Source organism: Nocardia salmonicida NBRC 13393 (genome assembly GCF_001613085.1).
In the GTDB taxonomy this organism is placed as follows: domain Bacteria; phylum Actinomycetota; class Actinomycetes; order Mycobacteriales; family Mycobacteriaceae; genus Nocardia; species Nocardia salmonicida.
In genome coordinates, this window is sequence record NZ_BDBR01000047.1 from 16,877 (window position 1) to 36,837 (window position 19,961).

The 19,961-nt window shown below is 67.7% G+C and carries 20 protein-coding genes; 5 read left to right on the forward strand and 15 right to left on the reverse strand.

Going from position 1 to position 19,961, the window contains the following annotated elements; translation table 11 throughout:
- The first annotated feature begins 53 nt into the window (after positions 1-53).
- A complete protein-coding gene (locus tag NS1_RS32530; protein ID WP_062990712.1) occupies positions 54-1,130 on the forward strand; it encodes an ABC transporter ATP-binding protein in 1,077 nt (358 codons plus the stop codon).
- Between the two features lie 11 nt (positions 1,131-1,141).
- On the opposite strand, the gene NS1_RS32535 is transcribed toward NS1_RS32530, so the two are convergent.
- The 5 genes from NS1_RS32535 to NS1_RS32555 form a co-directional block, all read right to left on the reverse strand.
- The gene (locus tag NS1_RS32535; protein WP_062990714.1) at positions 1,142-2,323 is read right to left on the reverse strand and encodes a Fic family protein; all 1,182 of its coding nucleotides are present in this window, start codon (positions 2,321-2,323) and stop codon (positions 1,142-1,144) included.
- A 106-nt stretch (positions 2,324-2,429) separates the two neighbouring features.
- Positions 2,430-3,251: an MBL fold metallo-hydrolase gene (locus NS1_RS32540; protein ID WP_255284777.1), complete on the reverse strand. Its 822-nt coding sequence runs from the start codon at positions 3,249-3,251 to the stop codon at positions 2,430-2,432.
- Positions 3,251-5,266 carry a M13 family metallopeptidase gene (locus tag NS1_RS32545; protein WP_062990718.1) on the reverse strand — a complete coding sequence of 672 codons (2,016 nt, stop codon included), beginning with the start codon at positions 5,264-5,266 and terminating at the stop codon, positions 3,251-3,253. The genes NS1_RS32540 and NS1_RS32545 overlap by 1 nt, the downstream gene beginning before the upstream one ends.
- Before the next feature lie 42 nt (positions 5,267-5,308).
- Positions 5,309-5,674 carry a DUF397 domain-containing protein gene (locus tag NS1_RS32550; RefSeq protein WP_062990720.1) on the reverse strand — a complete coding sequence of 122 codons (366 nt, stop codon included), beginning with the start codon at positions 5,672-5,674 and terminating at the stop codon, positions 5,309-5,311.
- A gap of 10 nt (positions 5,675-5,684) precedes the next feature.
- The gene (locus tag NS1_RS32555) at positions 5,685-6,539 is read right to left on the reverse strand and encodes a helix-turn-helix domain-containing protein (protein WP_062990722.1); all 855 of its coding nucleotides are present in this window, start codon (positions 6,537-6,539) and stop codon (positions 5,685-5,687) included.
- Positions 6,540-6,760: 221 nt separating this feature from the next.
- On the opposite strand from NS1_RS32555, the gene NS1_RS32560 reads away from it, so the two are divergent.
- Positions 6,761-7,291, forward strand: a complete 531-nt coding sequence (locus NS1_RS32560; protein ID WP_056822668.1) for a hypothetical protein — start codon at positions 6,761-6,763, stop codon at positions 7,289-7,291.
- 2 nt (positions 7,292-7,293) lie between these two features.
- Here NS1_RS32560 and NS1_RS32565 read toward each other — a convergent pair whose 3' ends face one another.
- Positions 7,294-8,013, reverse strand: a complete 720-nt coding sequence (locus NS1_RS32565) for a pirin family protein (protein WP_062990724.1) — start codon at positions 8,011-8,013, stop codon at positions 7,294-7,296.
- 199 nt (positions 8,014-8,212) lie between these two features.
- Between NS1_RS32565 and NS1_RS32570 the strand changes: the two genes are divergently transcribed.
- Positions 8,213-9,541: an MFS transporter gene (locus NS1_RS32570; RefSeq protein ID WP_062990726.1), complete on the forward strand. Its 1,329-nt coding sequence runs from the start codon at positions 8,213-8,215 to the stop codon at positions 9,539-9,541.
- 10 nt (positions 9,542-9,551) lie between these two features.
- Here NS1_RS32570 and NS1_RS32575 read toward each other — a convergent pair whose 3' ends face one another.
- Positions 9,552-9,788: a hypothetical protein gene (locus tag NS1_RS32575; RefSeq protein WP_062990728.1), complete on the reverse strand. Its 237-nt coding sequence runs from the start codon at positions 9,786-9,788 to the stop codon at positions 9,552-9,554.
- 92 nt (positions 9,789-9,880) lie between these two features.
- Here NS1_RS32575 and NS1_RS32580 point away from each other — a divergent pair, with 92 nt between their 5' ends.
- Entirely contained in the window at positions 9,881-11,404 is a 1,524-nt protein-coding gene (locus NS1_RS32580) for a DUF4185 domain-containing protein (RefSeq protein ID WP_062990730.1), read from the forward strand.
- Here NS1_RS32580 and NS1_RS32585 read toward each other — a convergent pair.
- From NS1_RS32585 to NS1_RS32615, 7 genes are all read right to left on the reverse strand, one after another.
- Positions 11,373-12,263 (reverse strand): 5-oxoprolinase subunit C family protein, encoded by an 891-nt coding sequence (locus NS1_RS32585; RefSeq protein WP_062990732.1) that lies wholly within the window; start codon positions 12,261-12,263, stop codon positions 11,373-11,375. The two genes, NS1_RS32580 and NS1_RS32585, sit on opposite strands and share 32 nt — an antisense overlap.
- Positions 12,264-12,331: 68 nt before the next feature.
- On the reverse strand, positions 12,332-13,006 hold the full coding sequence (locus NS1_RS32590; RefSeq protein ID WP_062990734.1) for a 5-oxoprolinase subunit B family protein: 675 nt from the start codon (positions 13,004-13,006) through the stop codon (positions 12,332-12,334).
- Positions 13,007-13,021: 15 nt separating this feature from the next.
- Positions 13,022-13,771, reverse strand: a complete 750-nt coding sequence (locus NS1_RS32595; RefSeq protein WP_062990736.1) for a LamB/YcsF family protein — start codon at positions 13,769-13,771, stop codon at positions 13,022-13,024.
- Positions 13,772-13,870: 99 nt separating this feature from the next.
- Positions 13,871-15,064, reverse strand: coding sequence for a sulfate/molybdate ABC transporter ATP-binding protein (locus NS1_RS32600; protein ID WP_062990738.1), 1,194 nt, complete (start codon positions 15,062-15,064; stop codon positions 13,871-13,873).
- Positions 15,061-15,930, reverse strand: a complete 870-nt coding sequence (locus NS1_RS32605; RefSeq protein WP_084504700.1) for an ABC transporter permease — start codon at positions 15,928-15,930, stop codon at positions 15,061-15,063. The genes NS1_RS32600 and NS1_RS32605 overlap by 4 nt, the downstream gene beginning before the upstream one ends.
- The gene (gene modA / locus NS1_RS32610) at positions 15,927-16,679 is read right to left on the reverse strand and encodes a molybdate ABC transporter substrate-binding protein (protein WP_062990740.1); all 753 of its coding nucleotides are present in this window, start codon (positions 16,677-16,679) and stop codon (positions 15,927-15,929) included. The genes NS1_RS32605 and modA overlap by 4 nt, the downstream gene beginning before the upstream one ends.
- Entirely contained in the window at positions 16,676-17,074 is a 399-nt protein-coding gene (locus NS1_RS32615; RefSeq protein WP_062990742.1) for a TOBE domain-containing protein, read from the reverse strand. The genes modA and NS1_RS32615 overlap by 4 nt, the downstream gene beginning before the upstream one ends.
- A 138-nt stretch (positions 17,075-17,212) precedes the next feature.
- Between NS1_RS32615 and NS1_RS32620 the strand changes: the two genes are divergently transcribed.
- Complete coding sequence (locus NS1_RS32620; protein WP_062990744.1) at positions 17,213-18,028, forward strand: hypothetical protein; 816 nt, start codon at positions 17,213-17,215, stop codon at positions 18,026-18,028.
- 15 nt (positions 18,029-18,043) lie between these two features.
- On the opposite strand, the gene NS1_RS32625 is transcribed toward NS1_RS32620, so the two are convergent.
- Complete coding sequence (locus NS1_RS32625) at positions 18,044-19,507, reverse strand: CCA tRNA nucleotidyltransferase (RefSeq protein ID WP_235569875.1); 1,464 nt, start codon at positions 19,505-19,507, stop codon at positions 18,044-18,046.
- Positions 19,508-19,961: the final 454 nt, after the last annotated feature.

Genomic DNA, 19,961 nt, shown 5'->3' on the forward strand with positions numbered 1-19,961 from the left:
GTGGTTCGTTGGACCACCGGCCCGTTTCGCATTCCCTGCTAGGAGAATTCCCCATGGCGACAGTGCAGTTCGACGGTGTGACCCATCGCTATCCCGGCGCCGACGCCCCCGCCGTCGACGCACTCGACATCGACATCGCCGATGGTGAATTCCTCGTGCTGGTCGGCCCTTCCGGCTGCGGCAAGTCGACGAGTCTGCGCATGCTGGCCGGACTGGAATCCGTGGAGGCGGGCACGATTCGGATCGGTGAACGCGATGTCACCGACCTGCCGCCGCGCGCCCGCGACGTGGCGATGGTGTTCCAGAGCTACGCGCTCTACCCGAATATGACCGTCGCCGAGAACATGGGCTTCGCCCTGCGCAATGCGGGAATGTCGAAGTCCGACACCTTGGTTCGGGTGAAGGAAGCCGCGGCGATGCTCGAACTCGAGCCGCTGCTCGACCGCAAACCGGCCAAGCTCTCCGGCGGCCAGCGGCAGCGCGTCGCCATGGGCCGCGCCATCGTGCGCCGCCCGCAGGTGTTCTGCATGGACGAGCCGCTGTCCAACCTGGACGCGAAGTTGCGGGTGAGTACCCGTTCCCAGATCGCCGCGTTGCAGCAGCGTCTGGGCACCACCACGGTCTACGTCACGCACGACCAGGTCGAGGCGATGACGATGGGCCACCGGGTGGCGGTGCTACGCGAGGGCACGTTGCAGCAGATCGCGTCTCCCCGCGAGCTCTACGACAATCCGTTGAACACCTTCGTCGCCGGATTCATCGGTTCACCCGGCATGAACCTGCTCGAAGCACCCGTGCTCGACGGCGAAGCCGTGCTCGACGGACTACGAATCCCGTTACCGCGCGGCATTTCCAGCGCTCGCGTGGTGCTCGGCATCCGTCCCGAGTCCTGGGAGGTCACCACCGATCCCGCCGGCATCACCGTCGTCGCCGAACTGCTCGAGGAACTGGGCGCCGAATCGTTCGTCTACACCCACGGCGCGGGCACCGACTGGTCCGCCCGCTCCGGCAGGATCGTCGTCCGCGTGGACCGACGGTTTCAGACCACCCTCGGCGAGACGCTGCACCTACGGCCGAAGCCCGAAGAGGTGTTCTTCTTCGACGCGGACACCGAACTGCGCCTGCGCTGAGACCCGGGGGGTCAGGACAGGCCCGCCGCGGTGCGTCGACCGATCGCGGCGTTGAGGGCGTCGAGTTCGGCGAGGATGTCGGTGGCGGCCCAGATCCGGTTTCGTTTGGAGTCGGAGACGACTTCGAGGATGCCTACGTCGACTAGTCGTTCGAGGGCTCGGTAGGTGGCCGAGTCGGTCGTCGCCGTGATGGCGTTCGCGCCGGCGATAGTGAGGATGGGGTGCTCGAGCAGGTTCGCCAGTAGCGCTTCGTCCGCGGAGCCGCCGCGTGGGCGGGCGCGGTCTCGCCATCGCTGGGGGAGAGCGGTGAGGGTGCGGGCCGAGTCGATCGCCGCCTCGCTGGCATACACCGCCGCGAGCGCCAGATAGAGAACGAATTCGTCGGCGGCGCCGGCTCGGTAGGCCGCCAGTTGGGCGAAGTAGCGCGAGGTGTCGGCGAGCATGACCGACGCCAAGGGAACGGTCACTCTGTCGGTCAGCCCGCGTCTGCGCAGAATGGCGCTCACCAGCGCCCTGCCGATCCGGCCGTTGCCGCTGACGAAAGGGTGGATCGACACGAACTGGGCGTGCGCGATCGCGGCTTGGACGAGGATCGGCAGGTCGCCGCGCGCGACGAAGGCCAGCAAGTCGGCCATCAATTCGGGCACGAGTTCTGGTGGCGGCGGCACGTACAGTGCGTTGAGTGGCGTGTAATCGCTTCCGCCGATCCAGGTTTGGACCGTGCGCAAGCGCCCGGCCTTCTCCCACTCCGGGGCGATCAGCACGCGATGGGCGCTGAGCAGACTCGCTTCGGTGATCCTGCCGGTCGCCGCCGTGTCGACCAGGCCCGTGAGTGATCGCACCGCGCCGACCTGTGACTCCGCCTCGGCGCGGGTCGTCGCGCCGCCGAAGGCTTTGCTGAATGCTCGCCAGCCCGCATCGATGTGCTCGATTCGCGAGGACGCCACTGCCTCGCTGCGCAGCAGGAATTCGCGCAGCGGTGGCGAATACTGGCCCTGGCCGGCCTCGAGATGAGTCACCGCGATCACCGCGGCTTCGCTGGCCGATGTTGTTCGCCTGGAGGCGAAGTCGAGTTCGGCGATGCGCGGGGGGATCGACACCGCGACGCGCTCCGGCATGGGGCCGACCCGTGGCCCGCGTCCGTCCCGCGCCGTCCAGGGACGCTGCTCCGTGCGGTGAGCCGGCCAACTCATGTGCTTTTACTATACTTTCGCTATCGAAAACGCCACTAACTTGTCAGCTACTCGCGTTTTTCGGAGGGAACGACAGTAGCGAGCTGACTAGTCGCTGCTTGCGTCGTCAGGTGAGATCGGTTGCCGCGTGGGTCCTGGCTCGGGCGACGGCTTGTCCGATGCCCTCGGTGAAGGGGTCGCCGTGGCCGGGAAGGACCAGGTCGGCGGCGAGTGATTCGAGGGCTGCCAGGGCTGCCAGGGTTTTCGGGGTCGAGTGGTTGAAGAAGTCGGGGAGTAGTTGGGGGCCTTCGATTTTCGACGTGGGATGGGCGGTAACCAGTGTGTCGCCGGTGGCTACCGCGCCCGCGTTCGGCAGATAGAAGGCGCTGTGCCCGGAGGTGTGGCCCGGGGAGGGGATCGGGATCGGGTTGCCGGGGAAGTCGAGGGCGCCTTCGGCGGGGAAGGGCTGGATGTGGGGGACCGGGTTCTTGCGAAGGCCGCCGGCGGCGGTGATGCGGGCTGCCCAGCCGATCGTGTCGAGGTCGGTGAGGCGTTTGATCACATCGAGCGGGGTGGCGGATTCGTGGACCTCGCCACGGGCGTGGGCGACTTCGATTTCGCTGGTGTAGACCGGGATCGCGTAGTGACGGTGCAGGTGGTTCAGTGCGCCGACGTGGTCCAGGTGGGCGTGGGTCAGCAGGATCGCCTTGATGTCTTCGGGGCGGTGGCCCAGGGCTCGGATCGACTTCTCGATGGTGGTGGCATCGCCGTGCCAGCCCGCGTCGATGAGCGTCAGATCGCGGCCGTCGCGGAGCAGGACCATGTTCACATGGGTGCCCGCGATGGTGAAGATATTGTCGGCTACCTGCTGGTGACGCATGGGTCCCTCTCCGGAGCGATGGATTTCGACCCTACCGGCGGGCAGGCCACCGGCAGGGTCGAGTCGCATCACCAGATTGTCACGCGCTCCTCGGGCTTCAGGAACAGCTTGTCGTCGGGGGTCACGTCGAAGGCTTCGTAGAAGCTGTCGATATTGCGGATCACCGCGTTGCAGCGGAACTCCGGCGGGGAGTGCGGGTCGACGGCGAGGCGGCGGATGGCTTCCTCGGTGCGAGCCTTGGTGCGCCAGACCTGCGCCCAGCCGTAGAAGACGCGCTGCAGCCCGGTGAGGCCGTCGATGACCGGGGGTTCCTTGCCGTCGAGCGAAATCCGGTAGGCGGCGAGGGCGATGGACAGCCCGCCCAGATCGCCGATGTTCTCGCCGATCGTGAACTCGCCGTTCACGGTGTGCTCGTCGTCGAGTTCGGCGGGGGAGAGCACGTTGTACTGGTCGATCAGGGCCTTGGTGCGCTTGCCGAACTCGGCGCGGTCCTCGTCGGTCCACCAGTCCTGCATGTTGCCGTCGCCGTCGTACTTGGCGCCCTGGTCGTCGAAACCGTGACCGATCTCGTGGCCGATCACCGCGCCGATCCCGCCGTAGTTGGCGGCGTCGTCGGCGTTCATGTCGAAGAACGGCGGCTGCAGGATCGCCGCGGGGAACACGATCTCGTTCATGCCGGGGTTGTAGTAGGCGTTCACCGTCTGCGGGGTCATGAACCACTCGCCGCGATCTACCTCGCCACCCAGTTTGCCCAGGTCGCGATCGTGGTCGGCGGCGTGGCCACGGCGGTAGTTGCCGACGAGGTCTCCTGCGTCGATCTCGACCGCCGAGTAGTCACGCCAGGTGTCGGGGTAGCCGATCTTGGGGGTGAACTTCTCCAGCTTGGTGAGCGCGGCGGCGCGGGTGTCGGGGCCCATCCACTCGAGGTCGGCGATATTGCGCCGGTAGGCCTCCTGAAGGTTGGCCACCAGCTCGACCATGCGGGCCTTGGCCTGCGGCGGAAAGTGCCGGGCCACATACAGTTTGCCGACCGCCTCGCCGAGCAGTTCCTGCACCAGCGACACGCCGCGCTTCCAGCGCTCGCGGTTCTCCTCGGCGCCGGTGAGGGTGCGACCGTAGAAGTCGAAGTACTCCTCGACGATCTCGTCGGTGAGGAATCCGGCGCGCGCGTGCAGCACCTGCCACGCCGTCCACGCCTGCCAATCCGCTCGCGGCACCTCGGCCCACGCAGTGGCGAAGGCGCGCAGGTAGTCGGGCTGACGGACGACGAGCTCGGCGAACAGATCCTCGCCGTCACGGTCGAGACCGGTGGCGACGCCTTCCACCCAGGCGGCCCAGTCGAATTCCGGGTGCTCGGCGACCAGGTCGGCGAACGTCGTGAGGTTGTAGCTCTTTTCGGCATCGCGGCGCCGCACCACATCCCAATGGCCTGCGGCGAGTGTGCGTTCCAGCTCGAACACGCGGCGGGCGGCGTCGGCCGGATCCGCCGGGAGCAGACCGTCCAAGGACGCGTCGGCGGCGGCGATGGTGAACATCTTGGTGATGTGCGCGAGGTAGGCGGCGCGGATCGGCGCGAACTCCTCGGAGCGGTAGTAGGACTCGTCGGGCAGCCCGATGCCCGACTGGGTCGCGTGCACCAGGTACCGGGTGGAGTTCTTGTCGTCGGTGTCGACGTAGTAGGCGAGCGCGCCACGAACTCCCGTGCGCTGCAAGCGTCCGAGCAGCGCGGCGAACGCGCTCGGGTCGGCGACCTCGGCGATCGCGCGCAGCTCGTCGGCGATCGGGGAGAACCCGGCCGCCGCGACCACATCGGTGGCCATGAAGCTCGAGAACAGCTCCCCGATCTTGCGGGCATCGGCATCGTCGGCCGCACCGGAGGCACTGTCGGTGATGATCGCCTGCACATCGAGCTCGGCCTGGTCGTAGAGCGTGCGGAACGCACCGTCGACGGCCCGGTCGGCCGGAATCTCGTACCCGGCCAACCACTGCCCGTTGACATGCGCGAACAGATCGTCCTGCACCCGCACATCCTGATCGCGGAAGGACAGATCAATACCGGAGGGAGCACTCAGATCAGAAGTCACGCTCCCCAGTATGCCGAAACACCGGTGGTCGGCGACGTGGTCTTACACGCAGGCGAACTCGTCGTCTCGGACGCCGGCTACGAAGGCTTCCCATTCGGGGGCGGTGAAGTGGAGGAGGACGTCTTCGTGGCGGAGGGTGGTCGAACCGTCGGGGGAGGTGTGGGCGACGAGGTCGGGGTGGCGGCGCGCAGTCTGGAGGTAGTGCAGGAAGGCTGTCCACAGGGGGGCGTCGACGGTGATGATGGGCTCGTCCAGGCCGGTGTTCATCGGGTTGCGGCGGAATTTGCTGTCTCGTACCTGGACAGTGTTTCCATCGAAACGAACCTCGACACATTGGTTGCCGTTATTGGAGTGCGACGAGCTGAACCAGCCGTGTTCGGCCGGGTGGCGACGAGCGGTGGTGGACATACCTCGAATCTTACACGCTTGCATACTCCCTGATCAGGGCGAGAGATTCGGTGCGAGAAAGAGATTGCTCGCGGGCACGCACGTAGGCGAAGCCGAGATCGCGGACCTGTTCGGCATCGTCGACATGACCACCGAACACCGCGCTCTCGGCCCATGCGAAGGTCGGTAGCTGATCGCTTGCGAAGTCGAGCAGATGGAAGCTGGAACCGCCGAGCACGGCTCCTTCGGGCGCACTGAACGGGATGACGCGCACGTCGACGGTGTCGAGCTCACGCACCAGCGTGACCAGGTGACGCAACTGCTCACGCAACACCGCATTACCGCCGGTCTGCTGACGAAGAGTGGCCTCGCCGAGTACGGCGGTGAGTTCGAGCGGATCGGGTTCGCGCAGCCGCCGCTGACGACGTAGTCGTATAGAGACTAATTGGTCTACCTGCACCGGGCGGATCATCACATCGGCGCTGATCAGCGCCCGCGCGTACGCCTCGGTCTGCAACAGCCCCGGCACGATCATGCTGTCGTAGCTGCGGATACTCTCCGCGCCCGCCTCCATCCCGTACAACCGCTGCAATTCGGGACCGATCAGAGCCGAGGAGGCCGTCGTCCACCAGCCGCGTTGCTTGCTCGCCGCGAGCAGGGCGAGCAGTTCGCGGCGTTCGTCAGGCGTGACGTCGAGAACGTCGAGGACCGGCTCGATCGTGGTGCGGGTGAGCACCCGCCTGCCCTTCTCGACATGGGACCAATTGGCGGGAGTGAACCCGACGCGGCGGGCGAACCCGGCCGAATCGAACCCGCGCTGCTCGCGCAGTTCACGCAGGCGCAGGACGAGTTCCCACCGTGCGACGGTCGGCGAAACGGGAGCCATGGGCGAATATCGTACGCTTATCGACACGCTAGCTACTGACTATTGTCAGCACGGTTGTGCGGCTATAGGCTGTCCGGAACGGTCTTTTTCTCTCATGTCCTGCCGTTATGAAAAAGTTTCCCGCGCCACCGGGCCTTGATGGTCCACCCCTTACCGAGATTCGCCCAGAGCGAGCGAACTCCCAGCTACATCGAGCCACCGTCGACAGAGACGAGGTCGTGATGAGCACGTTGCACACTGATGAGGACAAGGGCGGGTATACGGCGGCCGAGGAGTACTCGGCCACCCAGGACGCTTTGGCGCGCTGTCGCCACTACCGCAAGCACCATGGCCTCTACGGCGTCGTCGACGCCGCACTGGGGCGGATCGTGCTCGAGATCGGCGCGGTCGGCGCGGTGGTGATGCCGTCGACGCTGGGCGAACGGGTCCGCGGGCTGCTCGTCACGCGCGGCCTGCGCTGCGGGCCGATCATCGCCCATCCACGGTCCGGTCGCTGGACCTTCCTCACCGGGCCGGTCGACAACTCCTACCTCGACACCGTGCTGTTCGCCGAGCTGTTCCGGGTGTGCGCCTCGGTCGCCTTACCGGGCAGCGACATCGTGCTGCCGTCGCCGGCCGACGAGCGCAGCGGATACCGCACCTGGATGCAGGCGCCCGACGGTGATTTCCGACCGGATTTCGCGGCGATCGTCGCCGTGACCCGGACCAACGCCAAGTCGGCGACCCTGGCGCGCCAGCCGGGTTCGGCCTGAGTTCACCCTCCGCCGAGGCGCGCGTGCATCTCCCAGACCAGCACCTCGGCATCGCCGTGCGGACGAATCAACTGGCCGCCGGAGCGGGTCAGCCGGATCGCGTCGCCCTGGGACAGGGTGCCGAGTCCCTCGACGTCGATCTCGCCGCGCGCGACGAAGACATGCAGGTAAGGCGCATCGGGAAGGGTCACACCGGGGCTGTCGGCGGTCATCCTGGCGACGTGCATGGCGGCGTGTGAGGAGTTGATCGCGATGGCGGTGCGGTCGCGATAGCGAGGTAGGCCCGACGCGACCGTCACCAGGTCGCCGCGTGCGAGTTCGTCATCGATCTCGAGCTGCTGGTAGCCGGGGTCGACGCCGGGCTCGTCGGGGACCACCCACATCTGCACGAAATGTACGGGCTCGTCGTGGGATCTGCCGTCCAGGCGCCACGAATCGTTCTTCTCGGAGTGCTGGATGCCGGTGCCCGCGCTCATCCGCTGGGCCAGACCCGGGTAGATGACGCCGTTGTGTCCGAGCGAATCCTGATGCACGAGGCTGCCGCCGAGCACCCAGGTGACGATTTCCATGTCTCGATGCGGATGCGTGTCGAAGCCCTCGCCGGGCAGCACCACGTCCTCGTTGTTCACCAGCAACAGCCCGTGATGGGTGTTGTCCGGGTCGTAGTGCTCGCCGAACGAGAACGAATGCTTGGAGTCGAGCCACGGGATCCGCGTCTTCATCCGGTCGCCACCGCGGTGTAGTTCTAACCGCGGGGGTGTCGTCGATGGGGGCGTCACAGTTCAATTCTGGCATCAATCGTGGCGATGTACCGCTCACGGTGTGCGTGGTCCGCGGGCCGGTTCGCCGTGGCACTAGGGTCATGGCGTGTCGACTCATCCCTCTGACGGCTCGAATACGGCGGATGAGCAGCCGATCTCGATGAGACATCTGCTTCGCGACACCCGCGAGGTGATCCGTCGAAACCCGCGGATGCCGCGCCTCGCCCTGCTGCGCCTGGCCGCGCAGTTCGGTGACGGGATGTTCCAGGCTGCCCTGTCGGGAGCGATCCTGTTCAATCCGGAACGCGAGACCGATCCGCTGGCCATCGCCGCGGGTTTCGCGGTACTGCTGCTTCCGTATTCGGTGCTCGGGCCGTACGCGGGCGCGCTGCTGGATCGATGGGATCGGCGCAATGTGCTGCTGGTCGCGAGTGCGGCGCGGGCGATGTTGATCGCCACGGCCGCGATCACCTTGTTCGTCGGGGTGGGGGAGACGCCGCTGCTGGTGCTGGCCTTGGCGACGGTGGGGATCAGCAGGTTCGTGCTGGCCGGTGTGTCGGCGGCGCTGCCGCGAGTGCTCGAACAGCGCTGTCTGGTTCCGATGAACTCGGTGCTGGCGACGGTGGCCTCGGTGTGTGCCGGCATCGGCGCGGCGACATCGGTGTCGGTGATCGCGCTGATCGGCGCGGGTGACGCGGCCTCGTCGGCGGCGGTGGCACTCAGTGGCATCGGCTCCTTGGTCGGCGTGGTGCTGGCCTACGGATTCCGCCCGCATGTGCTCGGGCCGGATCGCGGTTCGGCCGAGACCGAGACCGCCGTGCACGCCATCGCGACCGGTCTTCGCACCGGCGCGCGGGCGGTCTGGCATTCGGCGCAGGTGACGACGGCGATGATCGGAATCGGCGCGCATCGCATCGTGTTCGGGATGAACACGCTGATCATGGTCCTGGTGCTGCGTCAGCCGACCGGCAGCGACGAGATGAGCGGCGGGTTGGTGGGCTTCGGGGTCGCGATCGGGTTCGCGGCGGCGGGGATGCTGGTGGCCGCGGTCGGCGCGCCGATCCTGATCCCGCGTCTCGGCAGACCGCGCACCGTGCTGCTCGGGCTCACGACGGCGGTGATCGTGCAGCTCACGCTGGTGACACCGATCGCGCTGGCCACCGGTCCGGCCGTCGACGATGCGCACCGGCTGCTGCTGATCGGCGCGTTCGGGCTCGGCCTCGCCGGCCAGACGATCAAGCTGACCGGCGACGCGAGCATGCAGATCGACATCGTCGACGATCAGCGCGGGCAGGTATTCGCCCTGCAGGACACGGTTTTCAACGTCTGCTTCGTCTTGGCGATCGCGGTGACCGCGCTGGTGATTCCGGCCGACGGACGCTCCATCGGGGTCGTGCTGGCCGGCGCCGGGGTCTACGTGCTCGGCATCGCGGCCATCGCGCTCAATTCCCGTCGAGCCAGGGTGGGCCCAGCTGAACTCCGGGGATAGCCGAACACGCCTATGGCAGTGCGCCATCGTCGCCGTTGCTGAGGGCGCCCGCGGGTTCCTGCGCGAGGACCGTGCGGTGGTCGACGGTCGACAGCGGGATGTCGGGGAGGAAAGCGTCGTAGTCGATGCCGGAGTCGTAGTCGACCCAGAGGGCGTCGACGACGCTCGTGTCGGCCAGTTCGTCGTGGCTCGACCAGTGGTGCACGACCGCGTCGCCGGTTCCGAAGACGTACTCGATTTCGCTCACATCTGCTTGGACGCACGGCAACAGCGATCGGTTCCGGTAAGTTCTCACAAGATCACAGGTGTTCCTCGCCGACACCGATTCCAGGGAGCCAGATGCGCGCAAGACCGGTATCGCACGGAACTGCCGCCGTGGGTGTGGCACTGTCCGCGATCCTCGCTGTTCCCGCGCAGGCGGGACCGTTGCCCTGGCTGCCGCCGCCGGTGAATATCTGCGGGGAAACGGGATTCGACCCGGTCAACCGGCTGCCCGACCCGGCCGCGCCGCCCGCGCCGATCCTGCCGCCGAGCATCGATATCCCGATCTGGGTGCCGCAGCTGACGCCGGTCCCGATTCCCGACCCGCCGCACGACAACACGCGCGTGGCACAGGTTCCGCTGCCCTCGGATCCGTGCCGCAATCCGTGCCCGGAGGTACGGGACACGCCGGAACCGGAACCGGAAAGTACCGACGAGACAACGTCGACCGGTTCGGCGGTCGCGTTGCCGCGGATCAGAATCAATCCGGAGATCGAGCCCATCCCGATCCCGGTACCCGGCGGCGAGGGCGAGCCGGCCCAGGAAGCACCCGAGCCGGTGGAGCGGCCGATCGAGCGGGGCCCGCTGGGAGCGCCGGTCATGCCCGCGAAGGTGGAGTCCGTGCGGCTCGTCGACCAGGTCACCGGGCACGGCTCGGCCAACCGGACCGATATGCGCTGGCAGGTCGACGGCACCGACCTCGGGCTGTTCTGGGAAACCGAACCGGGCAAGGTGGCCATGGTTTTCGGCGACACCTTCGGCGAGGGCTGGGCTTACGGCGGCGCGGGCTCCGATTCCGCCGATTGGCGGTCGAATGTGCTCGCCTACAGCACCGACAAGGATCTGAGCGACGGGATCACCATCGACTCGATGGTGCAGGACAGCGCCTGTCACGCCGCCGAGCTCCTCGGCAGCCGCAAGATCAGGAACTGGGAGACCACCACGATCCCGACCTCGGGGTTCGCGCTCGGCAAACGGCAGTTCATGAGCTACATGTCGGTGAACCACTGGTCGAAGATCCCCGGCATGTGGATGACGAACTACGGCGGACTGGCCTACTCCGACGACGGCGGCTCGACCTGGACAAAAGATCAGCATGCCCGCTGGGAGAACATGTTCGGGCTCGGACAATTCCAGGTGGCGGCGATGGTGCCGCACGGCGACTACGTCTACATGTTCGGCACTCCCAACGGCCGGATCGGGATGATCGGCCTGGCCAGGGTGCGCAAGGCCGACGTGCTCAACAAGACGGCCTATCAGTACTGGGTGGACGGTAATTGGGCTCCGGCGGCCCAGAATTCGGCGACACCGCTCGTGCAAGGCACCGCCAGTGAGCTGTCGGTGCGGTACGACGAGGAGAGCCGGCAGTGGCAGATGGTCTATCTCGACTCGGCCGCGGGCCAGATCGTGCTGCGGACCGCGGGCCAGCCGCAGGGCGCGTGGACATCGACCGTGCCGCTGGTATCCACCGAGATGTTTCCGAAGGCGTACGGCGGTTTCATCCATCCGTGGTCGACCGCGCAGGATCTGTACTTCACGATGTCGGCGTGGGACAGCTACAACGTGTATCTCATGCACGCAAAGCTGAATCCGCCGCGCTGATCGCCGGTGCCGCCACGAACACCAGTTTTTCTCCCGGGCGGGCCTGCGCGACACGGTCGACATCGGTATCGAGGACGACAGCGATCACCGGGTAGCCGCCCGTGATCGGGTGGTCGGCCAGGAACACCACCGGCTGACCGCTCGGCGGCACCTGCACCGATCCCAAGGCGACGCCCTCCGAGGGCAATTCGCGCGTGACCGAACGCACCAGCGGCGGTCCGACGAGGCGATCCAGGCGCGCGCCGACCCGGTCGGTATCGGCGGAAACGATCCAGGAACCACGGAACAGCTGGTCGGGATCGGTGAACCAATCGGCGCGCGGGCCCGGACACGCACGGATCGTGAGTAGTTCCGGGCGCCGCTGAACCGGCGCGAACTCCACGGTCGGAAGGGTGCGCGGCGGGGGCCCGACCGGTAACTGCGTGCCGATTGCCAGCGGGTCGGGGCCGATGCCGGACAACGTGTCGCGGCTGCGCGAGCCGAGCACCTTGGCCACATCGATGCCGCCGCGCACCGCCACGTAACTGCGCAGACCGGTGCTCGCCGAGCCCAATCGCAGCACCTGGCCCTCGTCGAGTTCGAGCACGCTGGCATGTCCGACCGGAATGCCGTCGACGGTGGCGGGGGCGGGCGCACCGGTGACCGCGACGGTGAGGTGACCGTCGGCGCGCAGGGCGAGGCCGCCGAGCAGTACTTCGATGGCGGCGAAATTCTCCGGATTGCCGACCAGCCGGTTCGCCAGCCGCAGTGACCCGCGGTCGGCCGCGCCCGCCTGACCGACGCCGGAATCGAACCAGCCCTGTCTACCCAGGTCCTGCACCGTCGCGAGCGGCCCCACCCGCTCGATAAAGATCAGCATGCGATCTCTCCCCGATTCGCTGTCGAGGCGGCACACCATTGAGCAGCCATTGTTTTCCGCCGAAGCGGCTATTCCTCGGAAGCGACGAATCTGACCGCCGAACCCGCCCGCACCAGCGCGGGCGGATCTCGATCCACCGCCCACATTCGCAGATCGGTGGTGCCGATCACTTGCCATCCGCCCGGTGTGCCGCGCGGATACACCGCCGAATATCCGCCCGCGAGTGCCACCGCGCCCGCCGGGATGGCCGTGCGGGCGCTGGTGCGACGCGGCACCGCGAGCCTGCCGTCAGGCGAGGTGAGGTAGCCGAAACCGGGTGCGAAGCCCACGAACGCGCACCGCCAGACGGTGCCGGTGTGCGCCGCGATCACCGCCGGGATCGACAGGTCGAGCAGCCGGGCCACCTCGGGCAGATCCGCGCCGTCGTAGCGAACGGGAATCTCCACGACCGACTCCGTATCGGGCACTGTTCCACGGGAAACATCCGGCGAATCCGCTTGCGGTGGCTCGTGATCGAGCCGGTCGAGCAGCGCGACGAGTTCCCGGCGGACCTGCACGCCGTAGCTCACCGAATGCATGGTGACCAGCACGGTTTCCGCCGCGGGCAGCACATCCTCGACACCGGCGATCGCGTGCACGCGCAGCGCCGAGGCAAGGCGCTGCACCGGGCGCGGGTCGTCGAGGGTGATGAGCACGGCGCGGTCACCCGCGGGTCGGATCCGCGCGTTCCAATCGATGTCCATCGTGCCTCCCACCCCTCAGCTGAACGACTCCACCGGTATTCCGGCTTCGTCGAGCGCTCCCCGGATCCGGCGAGCCATCTCGACGGCCGCCGGAGAGTCGCCGTGGACGCACACGCTGGCCACGGACACGGCGACCGTACCGGGACCGTCTACGGTACGCGCGGTCCCCGACAGCGCAAGAGTTGTCGCCTGCGCCACGGCGTCGTCGGCCGACAGCACCGCCCCGGCAACTCCGCGCGGGGCCAGCGAACCTGTTGCAGTGTAGGCCCGGTCGGCGAATCCCTCACCGACGAAACGCACGCGCTGCGCGGCACGTTCCAGTTCGGTGCCCGCCGGACCGAGCAACGTGAGGCCCGGTTCTGCCTCGGCCACCGCGGCGACAAGGGCCTCGGCGAGCAGACGATCGCGCGCGGCCGCGTGATAGAGGGCACCGTGCGGTTTCACATAGCGCACCCGATCGCCTGCGGCCCGCGCGAAGGCGGCGAGGGCGCCGATTTGATAGAGCACCTCATCGCGCAGATCGGCCGGGGCGATGGCGACATCGCGGCGGCCGAAACCCACCAGATCGCGATAGCCGACATGCGCGCCGATCCGCACACCCTTGGCCACCGCCAGTTCACAGGTGCGGCGCATGATGGTCGGGTCGCCGGCGTGGAATCCACACGCGATATTCGCGCTGGTCACGATGTCGAGCATGGCAGCGTCGTCACCCATCCGCCACGGGCCGAAGCCTTCGCCCAGATCACTGTTCAGGTCCAGCGGCATGTGCTGCCCTCCGGTCTTCGCGGGTCACTCGCCGGGTATGTACCCCGGTAATTCGAGCATGAACGCACAGATTCATACCGTTATCACCGAGGGCGTGGTTCAGCAGGCGTACACGCGGACCTCGGTGGCCTTCACCGCGAAGTGCACCCGCGCACCGACGGTGAGCTGGAGTTGAGCGACGGCGGCCGGAGTCAGGTCGGCACACAGGCCGGGCGCCCGCGGTGCGTCACCACGGACTCGGACGATGCCGCCGCGGTCGGTGATCTCCGCGATGTCGACGGTGAAGACGTTGCGTGGGCTGCCGCCCGGCCGGGTGCGGAACACCGACACCGCGGACGGGGAGAACACCGCGGCCGCGCGGGCGCCGGGGACGAAATCGCCGACGACGCAGCCGTCGACGCCGAGGTCTTCGACGAGCACGGTCCCGAAGGTCGGGGCCCGATCGCCGAGGTGCGTCCGCGGCATCGACGGTTCGCCGGCGCCTGAACTCGGCTGATCCCAGGACTGAGCCTCGGCCGGCAGCGCTGACTCGACGCCGGTGCCGCGCAGGAGGTTGAGGCCGGCGATGCGGGCGGCGAAGGGGTTGCGAGGGTGCGACATCACCTCGGCGACCGGACCGGATTCGACGACGCGGCCTGCCTGAAGGACGACGAGCCGGTCGGCGAGGGTGATGGCGTCGATGATGTCGTGGGTGACCAGGACGGCGCAGCGCGGGTGGTCGCGGCCGGGTTCGTCGCGCAGGACGCGGCGCAGCAGGGTGCGCATGGCCGGGGCTACGTCTACGTCGAGGGCTGACATGGGTTCGTCGAGGAGCAGCAGGTCGGGGTCGACGGCGAGGGCGCGGGCCAGGGCGACGCGCTGGGCTTGGCCGCCGGAGAGTGCGCCGGGGTGGCGGTCGGCGAGGTCGGTGGCGTCGACCGCCGTCAGCCAGTCGGTGGCGATTCTTCGCGCGGCGGAGTTCTTCGCGCCGCGGCTGCGTGGGCCGAAGGCGACGTTGTCGAGCACGCTGAGATGGGGGAACAGCAGGGGATCCTGGGCGAGGAGGGAGACCGCGCGTCGATGTGGGGGGAGCGCGATGCCTTTCGCCGAGTCGGTGAGCGTACGGTCGCCGAGTCGTACGTGTCCTTCGTCGGGAACGATCAGCCCGGCGATCACCTGTAAGAGACTGGACTTACCCGCGCCGTTCGGACCGAGCACGGCCAGGACTTCGCCGGGGGCGACGTCGATCCGCAGGTCGAGATCGCGGGCGGCGATCCGCGCGGAGACCGAGAGCCCGGTCGAATCCCTGGTCACTTCGCACCGCCGATCATCGGCGCGTCACCGGTCGTCCGGGTGCCGGCGCTGCGGAGTTGTGTGCCGGGGATCGGACTGGTTCGACGGTAGGCGAGCAGGACTATCAGGACGGCGACGATGATCAGCACCACCGAGAGCGCGACGGCCGCATCGGGATCGGCTTCGCGCTGGAGGTAGATCTCCAGCGGCAGGGTGCGGGTACGCCCCTGCAAGCTGCCCGCGAAGGTGAGCGTCGCGCCGAACTCGCCGAGCGCGCGGGCGAAGGCGAGGACCGCGCCGGAGATCAGGGCGGGGCGAAGCAGGGGCAGGGTGATCCGCCACCAGACCGTGCTCGGGCCCGCACCGAGCGTCGCGGCGATCTGCTCGTAGCGACTACCCGCCGTCCGCAGCGCCCCCTCGATCGTGAGCACCAGAAAGGGCAGTGCCACAAAGGTTTGCGCCAGGACCACCGCGGTCGTGCTGAACGCGATATGAATTCCGGCCGCCTCCAGATGTTCGCCCAACAGCCCACGCCGACCGAATACGTAGAGCAGCGCGATACCACCGACCACCGGCGGTAACACCAAGGGCAGCAACACCAGTGCCCGAAGTACCGGCAACCCACGCCATCGAGCCCGTGCCAGCACCGCGGCCATCGGCACCCCGAACACCACACACAACGCGGTGCTCGTCGTCGCCGTTCGTAGGCTCAACCACAATGCTTCCCTTGATGCTTCGGTAGTCACGAGTTCGACGAATCGCCCCCACTCGACCCCCCATGCCAACGCCGCCAGCGGAAGCACCACCAGCGCGAACCCGACGACGGCGGGCACCAGCAACCACCGGGGCAGCCCGGCGGTCACGCGGCGGCGACCCGCACCGATCACGGCGCGCCGAACCCCGCGGCGACAAGGGCTGCTCGCCCGGTGGGCCCGGTGACCAAATCGGAGAACTTCCGCGCGTTCGCGGCCTGCTTCGAATCCGCCACCACCGCAATCGGATACGTGTTCACCGCAGCCGACGCCTCGGGTACCGCGACGGTGCTCACCTTCGCGCCCGCCCCCGACGCGTCGGTGACGTAGACCAACCCGGCGTCGGCTTGTCCGGAGGTCACCTTGGTGAGGACGTCGGCCACCGAAGATTCCTCGCTCACGGGACGCAGCGTGGTACCCGCGGCATCGGCGACCTTCTTCGTTGCCCGGCCACACGGGACCTGGGGGGCGCAGACGACCAGGGTGGCGTCAGCGAGGTCGTTGATCCCGTTGATGCCCTTGGGGTTTCCCGCAGCGATGACCAGTGTGAGGACATTGGTGGCGAAAGTGGTGGGCGTAGCGGTGATCCGGCCACTGTGGACCGCCTTGTCCATGGTCGGCTGGTCGGCCGACGCGAAAACATCGGCGGGAGCACCGGCTTGGAGTTGCGCGGCCAGGTCGGACGATCCCGCGAACGAGAACTGCACGTCCACCTCGGGATTGGCGGTTTCGAAGTCCTTCTCCAGGCCGGTGAAGACGCTCTTCAACGAAGCCGCGGCGAACACCGTCAGCGTGGATTTCGCTGTGTCGCCGCTGTTCTCGCCCCCACAGCCGCTGGCCGTGAGCACCACCAGCGCGGCGCCGACCGCGACCCGGCGGATCATTCGGCGGCCTTCTCGACCACCACGGTCGTGGCCTTGACGCTCGCCAGCGCGACGCTGCCCGGCTCGAGCCCCAGCTCGCGCACCGATTCGCTGCTCATCAGCGAGACCACCGTGAAAGGACCGCATTGCATCTCCACCTGTGCCATCACCGTGTCCGACACGACGCGGGTGACCAGACCGGGGAACCGATTGCGTGCCGAGCTGGCACTACCCACCCGGGTCTGTGGCGTGCGCGCCTGGTCGACGGCGTGTTCGGCGAGCTCCCTGCCGTCCAGCACCAGGCGGCCCGCGGCATCCTTGGTCGCCGTCAGGGCGCCCGTATCGATCCAGCGACGCACCGTGTCGTCGCTGACGCCGAGCAGATCGGCCGCTTCCTTGATTCGCAGTTTCGCCACGCGATCAGGATAGTTCCGCAGATTCGGGCATAACAAGAAAACAACTCCGCACCTTCGGAAAGAACGGGTCGTGATATCCCATAATCGGGTCACACTTCATGGCCACCGACGATCCGGCCAAGTACGCTCATAGCCATCATGGCCACGTATTTCGATCCGAAGTCCTGGTCACTGGCGGGCGCTGTCGATATGGGCAAACGCCTGCTCGACCCGTCTTGGATCGACCAGTGGCTCGGCTTCACCACGTCCTGGGCCGATCCCGTCGCCGACCTGGGCTCCGGCACCGTCACCGCGCTCATGCCCGATGTGCTGATGACCGTCCTCAGCGAGGGCATCCTCAGCCGTTTCGGCGGTCAGGAGATCAGCGCCACGCTGCTCGAGCACGACCTCACCGCCACCCTCGACTCATTCAAGCTGCGCAGACGCGGCGCTCACTTCCAGAGCAAGACGGTGCTGTCGAACCTGGTGTGGGACTCGCACCCCTTCGACACGGTCACCGTGGTCGCGCACGGCGTGCGGCTGATTCCCGGTGTGCCGACCAAGGTCCGGGTTCAGCAACTCGACATCGAGGGCACCATCGGGATCGGCGCGATGGCCGAATGGGTGGACGCCCAGAACCTGGACTGGCGGGTGCGGCTCGACGAACGCGGACACATCGTCGCGACGCATCGCACGCGCAAGATGCGGGCGGTCGTCGACGGACAGGTCTACGACAACCTGCTCACCCTCGACATCCGCAGGGCCAGTTGGTACGGCATCCGGCTCCCCAAACGGGTCATCCCCGCACCCGCGCTGCTGCTCGACGACCTGCCCAACCGGGCGAGTATTTCCTACGCGCACCGCCGCGGCGACGTGGTGAAGTTCCGGCTCGAATTGCCGGAGACCACCGGCTCGTTCGACCTGACCCAGATCCGCGACGCCATCATCGCGGGCACGACACTGATCGTCTTCTGATCAGTTCTGCTGGGCTCAGTTCTGCTGGGCCCACCACGCTTGGAGGGCCGCTTCGGCCTCTTCCCGCGTCATCGGACCGCGGTCGAGGCGCAGGTCTTTCAGATACTTCCACGCTTTACCCACCTGCGGACCCGGCGGCAGCCCGAGCAATTCCATGATCGCGTTGCCGTCCAGGTCGGGTCGCACCCGGGCCAGATCCTCCTGCTCGCGCAGGGTCGCGATCCGCTCTTCCAGCTCGTCATAGGTCGAGCTCAGCGCGGCGGCGCGGCGCTTGTTGCGCGTGGTGCAGTCGGCGCGTACGAGCTTGTGCAGCCGATCGAGCAGGTCGTCGGCGTCGGTGACATACCGGCGCACCGCCGAATCCGTCCACTGGCCCTTGCCGTAGCCGTGGAAACGCAGGTGCAGGAACACCAGGCGCGCAACCTCTTCGGTGAACGCCTTCGGGTACTTCAGCGCCCGCATCCGCTTGCGCACCATCTTCGCGCCGACCACCTCGTGATGGTGGAAGCTGACGCCGCCTGCCGGCTCGTTGCGCTTGGTGTCGGGCTTGCCGATGTCGTGCAGCAGCGCCGCCCAGCGCAGCACCAGGTCGGGGTCGCCTTCCTCCTGGTCGATCGCCTGCTGCAGCACGGTCAGCGAATGCTGATACACGTCCTTGTGCTGGTGGTGCTCGTCGATCTCGAGCTTCATCGCGGGCACCTCCGGCAGCACCCGCTGCGCCAGACCGGTGTCGCACATGAGGTTGATGCCGTCGATCGGGTGGTCGGCGCCGATCAGCTTGTCGAGTTCGGCGCGCACCCGCTCTGCGGTGATCCGGTCGATCTGATCGGCCATCTCGACGATCGCCGCCCGCACCCGCGGCGCCACCTGGAATCCCAGTTGGGCGACGAAGCGCGCGGCTCGCAGCATGCGCAGCGGGTCGTCGTCGAACGAATCCTGCGGCGCCGCAGGAGTGTCGAGCACGCCCTCGAGCAGCGCGTCGATGCCGTCGAGCGGATCGACGAATTCCAGCGACCCGTCGGCGGCGATCTTGACCGCCATCGCGTTCACCGTGAAGTCGCGGCGCACCAGGTCGCCTTCGAGGGTGTCACCGAACGTGACCTCGGGATTGCGCGAGACCCGGTCGTAGGTATCGGCGCGGAAAGTGGTGATCTCGAGCTGCTGATCGTCCTTGGCCGCACTGACCGTGCCGAACGCGAGGCCGCCCGTATCCCACAGATGGTCGGCCCACCCCCGCATCAGCTCCTGCACAACCTCCGGGCGCGCATCGGTGGTGAAGTCCAGGTCGTTGCCGAGCCGACCGAGCACCGCATCACGCACACTGCCACCGACCAGATAAAGAGTGTGCCCCCGCTCGGCGAACATCCCCCCCAACGGCGCCAAAACATCATTGAGCTGCCCCAACGTCACCGCCGCCCCCGCCAGCAGGCGAGCACGACGATCCGCCACAGCATCAGGGACAACATCGGGAGAAACCACATAGGCACTTTACCGACCCCGTCGAATCGTTTCCCCCCAGTCCACCACCGCCCTCCAACACCCCACCCGAGCCCGCCATAACCCCACGACCAACCCCGAAGCCCCCACAACCACACACCCAGCCCCAGCCACACCACCCACCCCGAATCCCCCACAACCAGCCCCCCAGCCACACCACCCACCCCGAATCCGCCATGACCGCACACCCGACCCCGCCCCGCGACCCATAGGGAGCGGCGGCCACGAAGTGGCCGGTTCGCGGCCGGGTCGCCGGTTAGGCGCCGTTGCGTAGGCGACGAAGGAGCAAGCAACGGCGCCTAACCGGCGGCCCCTCAGGGCCGCGACTCGAGCGCGCCAGCGCTCCAATAAACACAGCCCCAAACCTCCTGGGACTACCGAACACCAAATCCCGCCCCCGCCCCCTCACTCGCGCCCGCACTCGATCTGCACAGCT

Coding starts and splice junctions, on each gene's coding strand:
- NS1_RS32530 (WP_062990712.1), top strand. CDS start 54: ATGGCGACAGTGCAGTTCGACGGTGTGACCCATCGCTATCCCGGCGCC.
- NS1_RS32535 (WP_062990714.1), bottom strand. CDS start 2,323: ATGAGTTGGCCGGCTCACCGCACGGAGCAGCGTCCCTGGACGGCGCGG.
- NS1_RS32540 (WP_255284777.1), bottom strand. CDS start 3,251: ATGCGACTCGACCCTGCCGGTGGCCTGCCCGCCGGTAGGGTCGAAATC.
- NS1_RS32550 (WP_062990720.1), bottom strand. CDS start 5,674: ATGTCCACCACCGCTCGTCGCCACCCGGCCGAACACGGCTGGTTCAGC.
- NS1_RS32555 (WP_062990722.1), bottom strand. CDS start 6,539: ATGGCTCCCGTTTCGCCGACCGTCGCACGGTGGGAACTCGTCCTGCGC.
- NS1_RS32560 (WP_056822668.1), top strand. CDS start 6,761: ATGAGCACGTTGCACACTGATGAGGACAAGGGCGGGTATACGGCGGCC.
- NS1_RS32565 (WP_062990724.1), bottom strand. CDS start 8,013: ATGAAGACGCGGATCCCGTGGCTCGACTCCAAGCATTCGTTCTCGTTC.
- NS1_RS32570 (WP_062990726.1), top strand. CDS start 8,213: ATGAGACATCTGCTTCGCGACACCCGCGAGGTGATCCGTCGAAACCCG.
- NS1_RS32580 (WP_062990730.1), top strand. CDS start 9,881: ATGCGCGCAAGACCGGTATCGCACGGAACTGCCGCCGTGGGTGTGGCA.
- NS1_RS32585 (WP_062990732.1), bottom strand. CDS start 12,263: ATGCTGATCTTTATCGAGCGGGTGGGGCCGCTCGCGACGGTGCAGGAC.
- NS1_RS32590 (WP_062990734.1), bottom strand. CDS start 13,006: ATGGACATCGATTGGAACGCGCGGATCCGACCCGCGGGTGACCGCGCC.
- NS1_RS32595 (WP_062990736.1), bottom strand. CDS start 13,771: ATGCCGCTGGACCTGAACAGTGATCTGGGCGAAGGCTTCGGCCCGTGG.
- modA (WP_062990740.1), bottom strand. CDS start 16,679: ATGATCCGCCGGGTCGCGGTCGGCGCCGCGCTGGTGGTGCTCACGGCC.
- NS1_RS32620 (WP_062990744.1), top strand. CDS start 17,213: ATGGCCACGTATTTCGATCCGAAGTCCTGGTCACTGGCGGGCGCTGTC.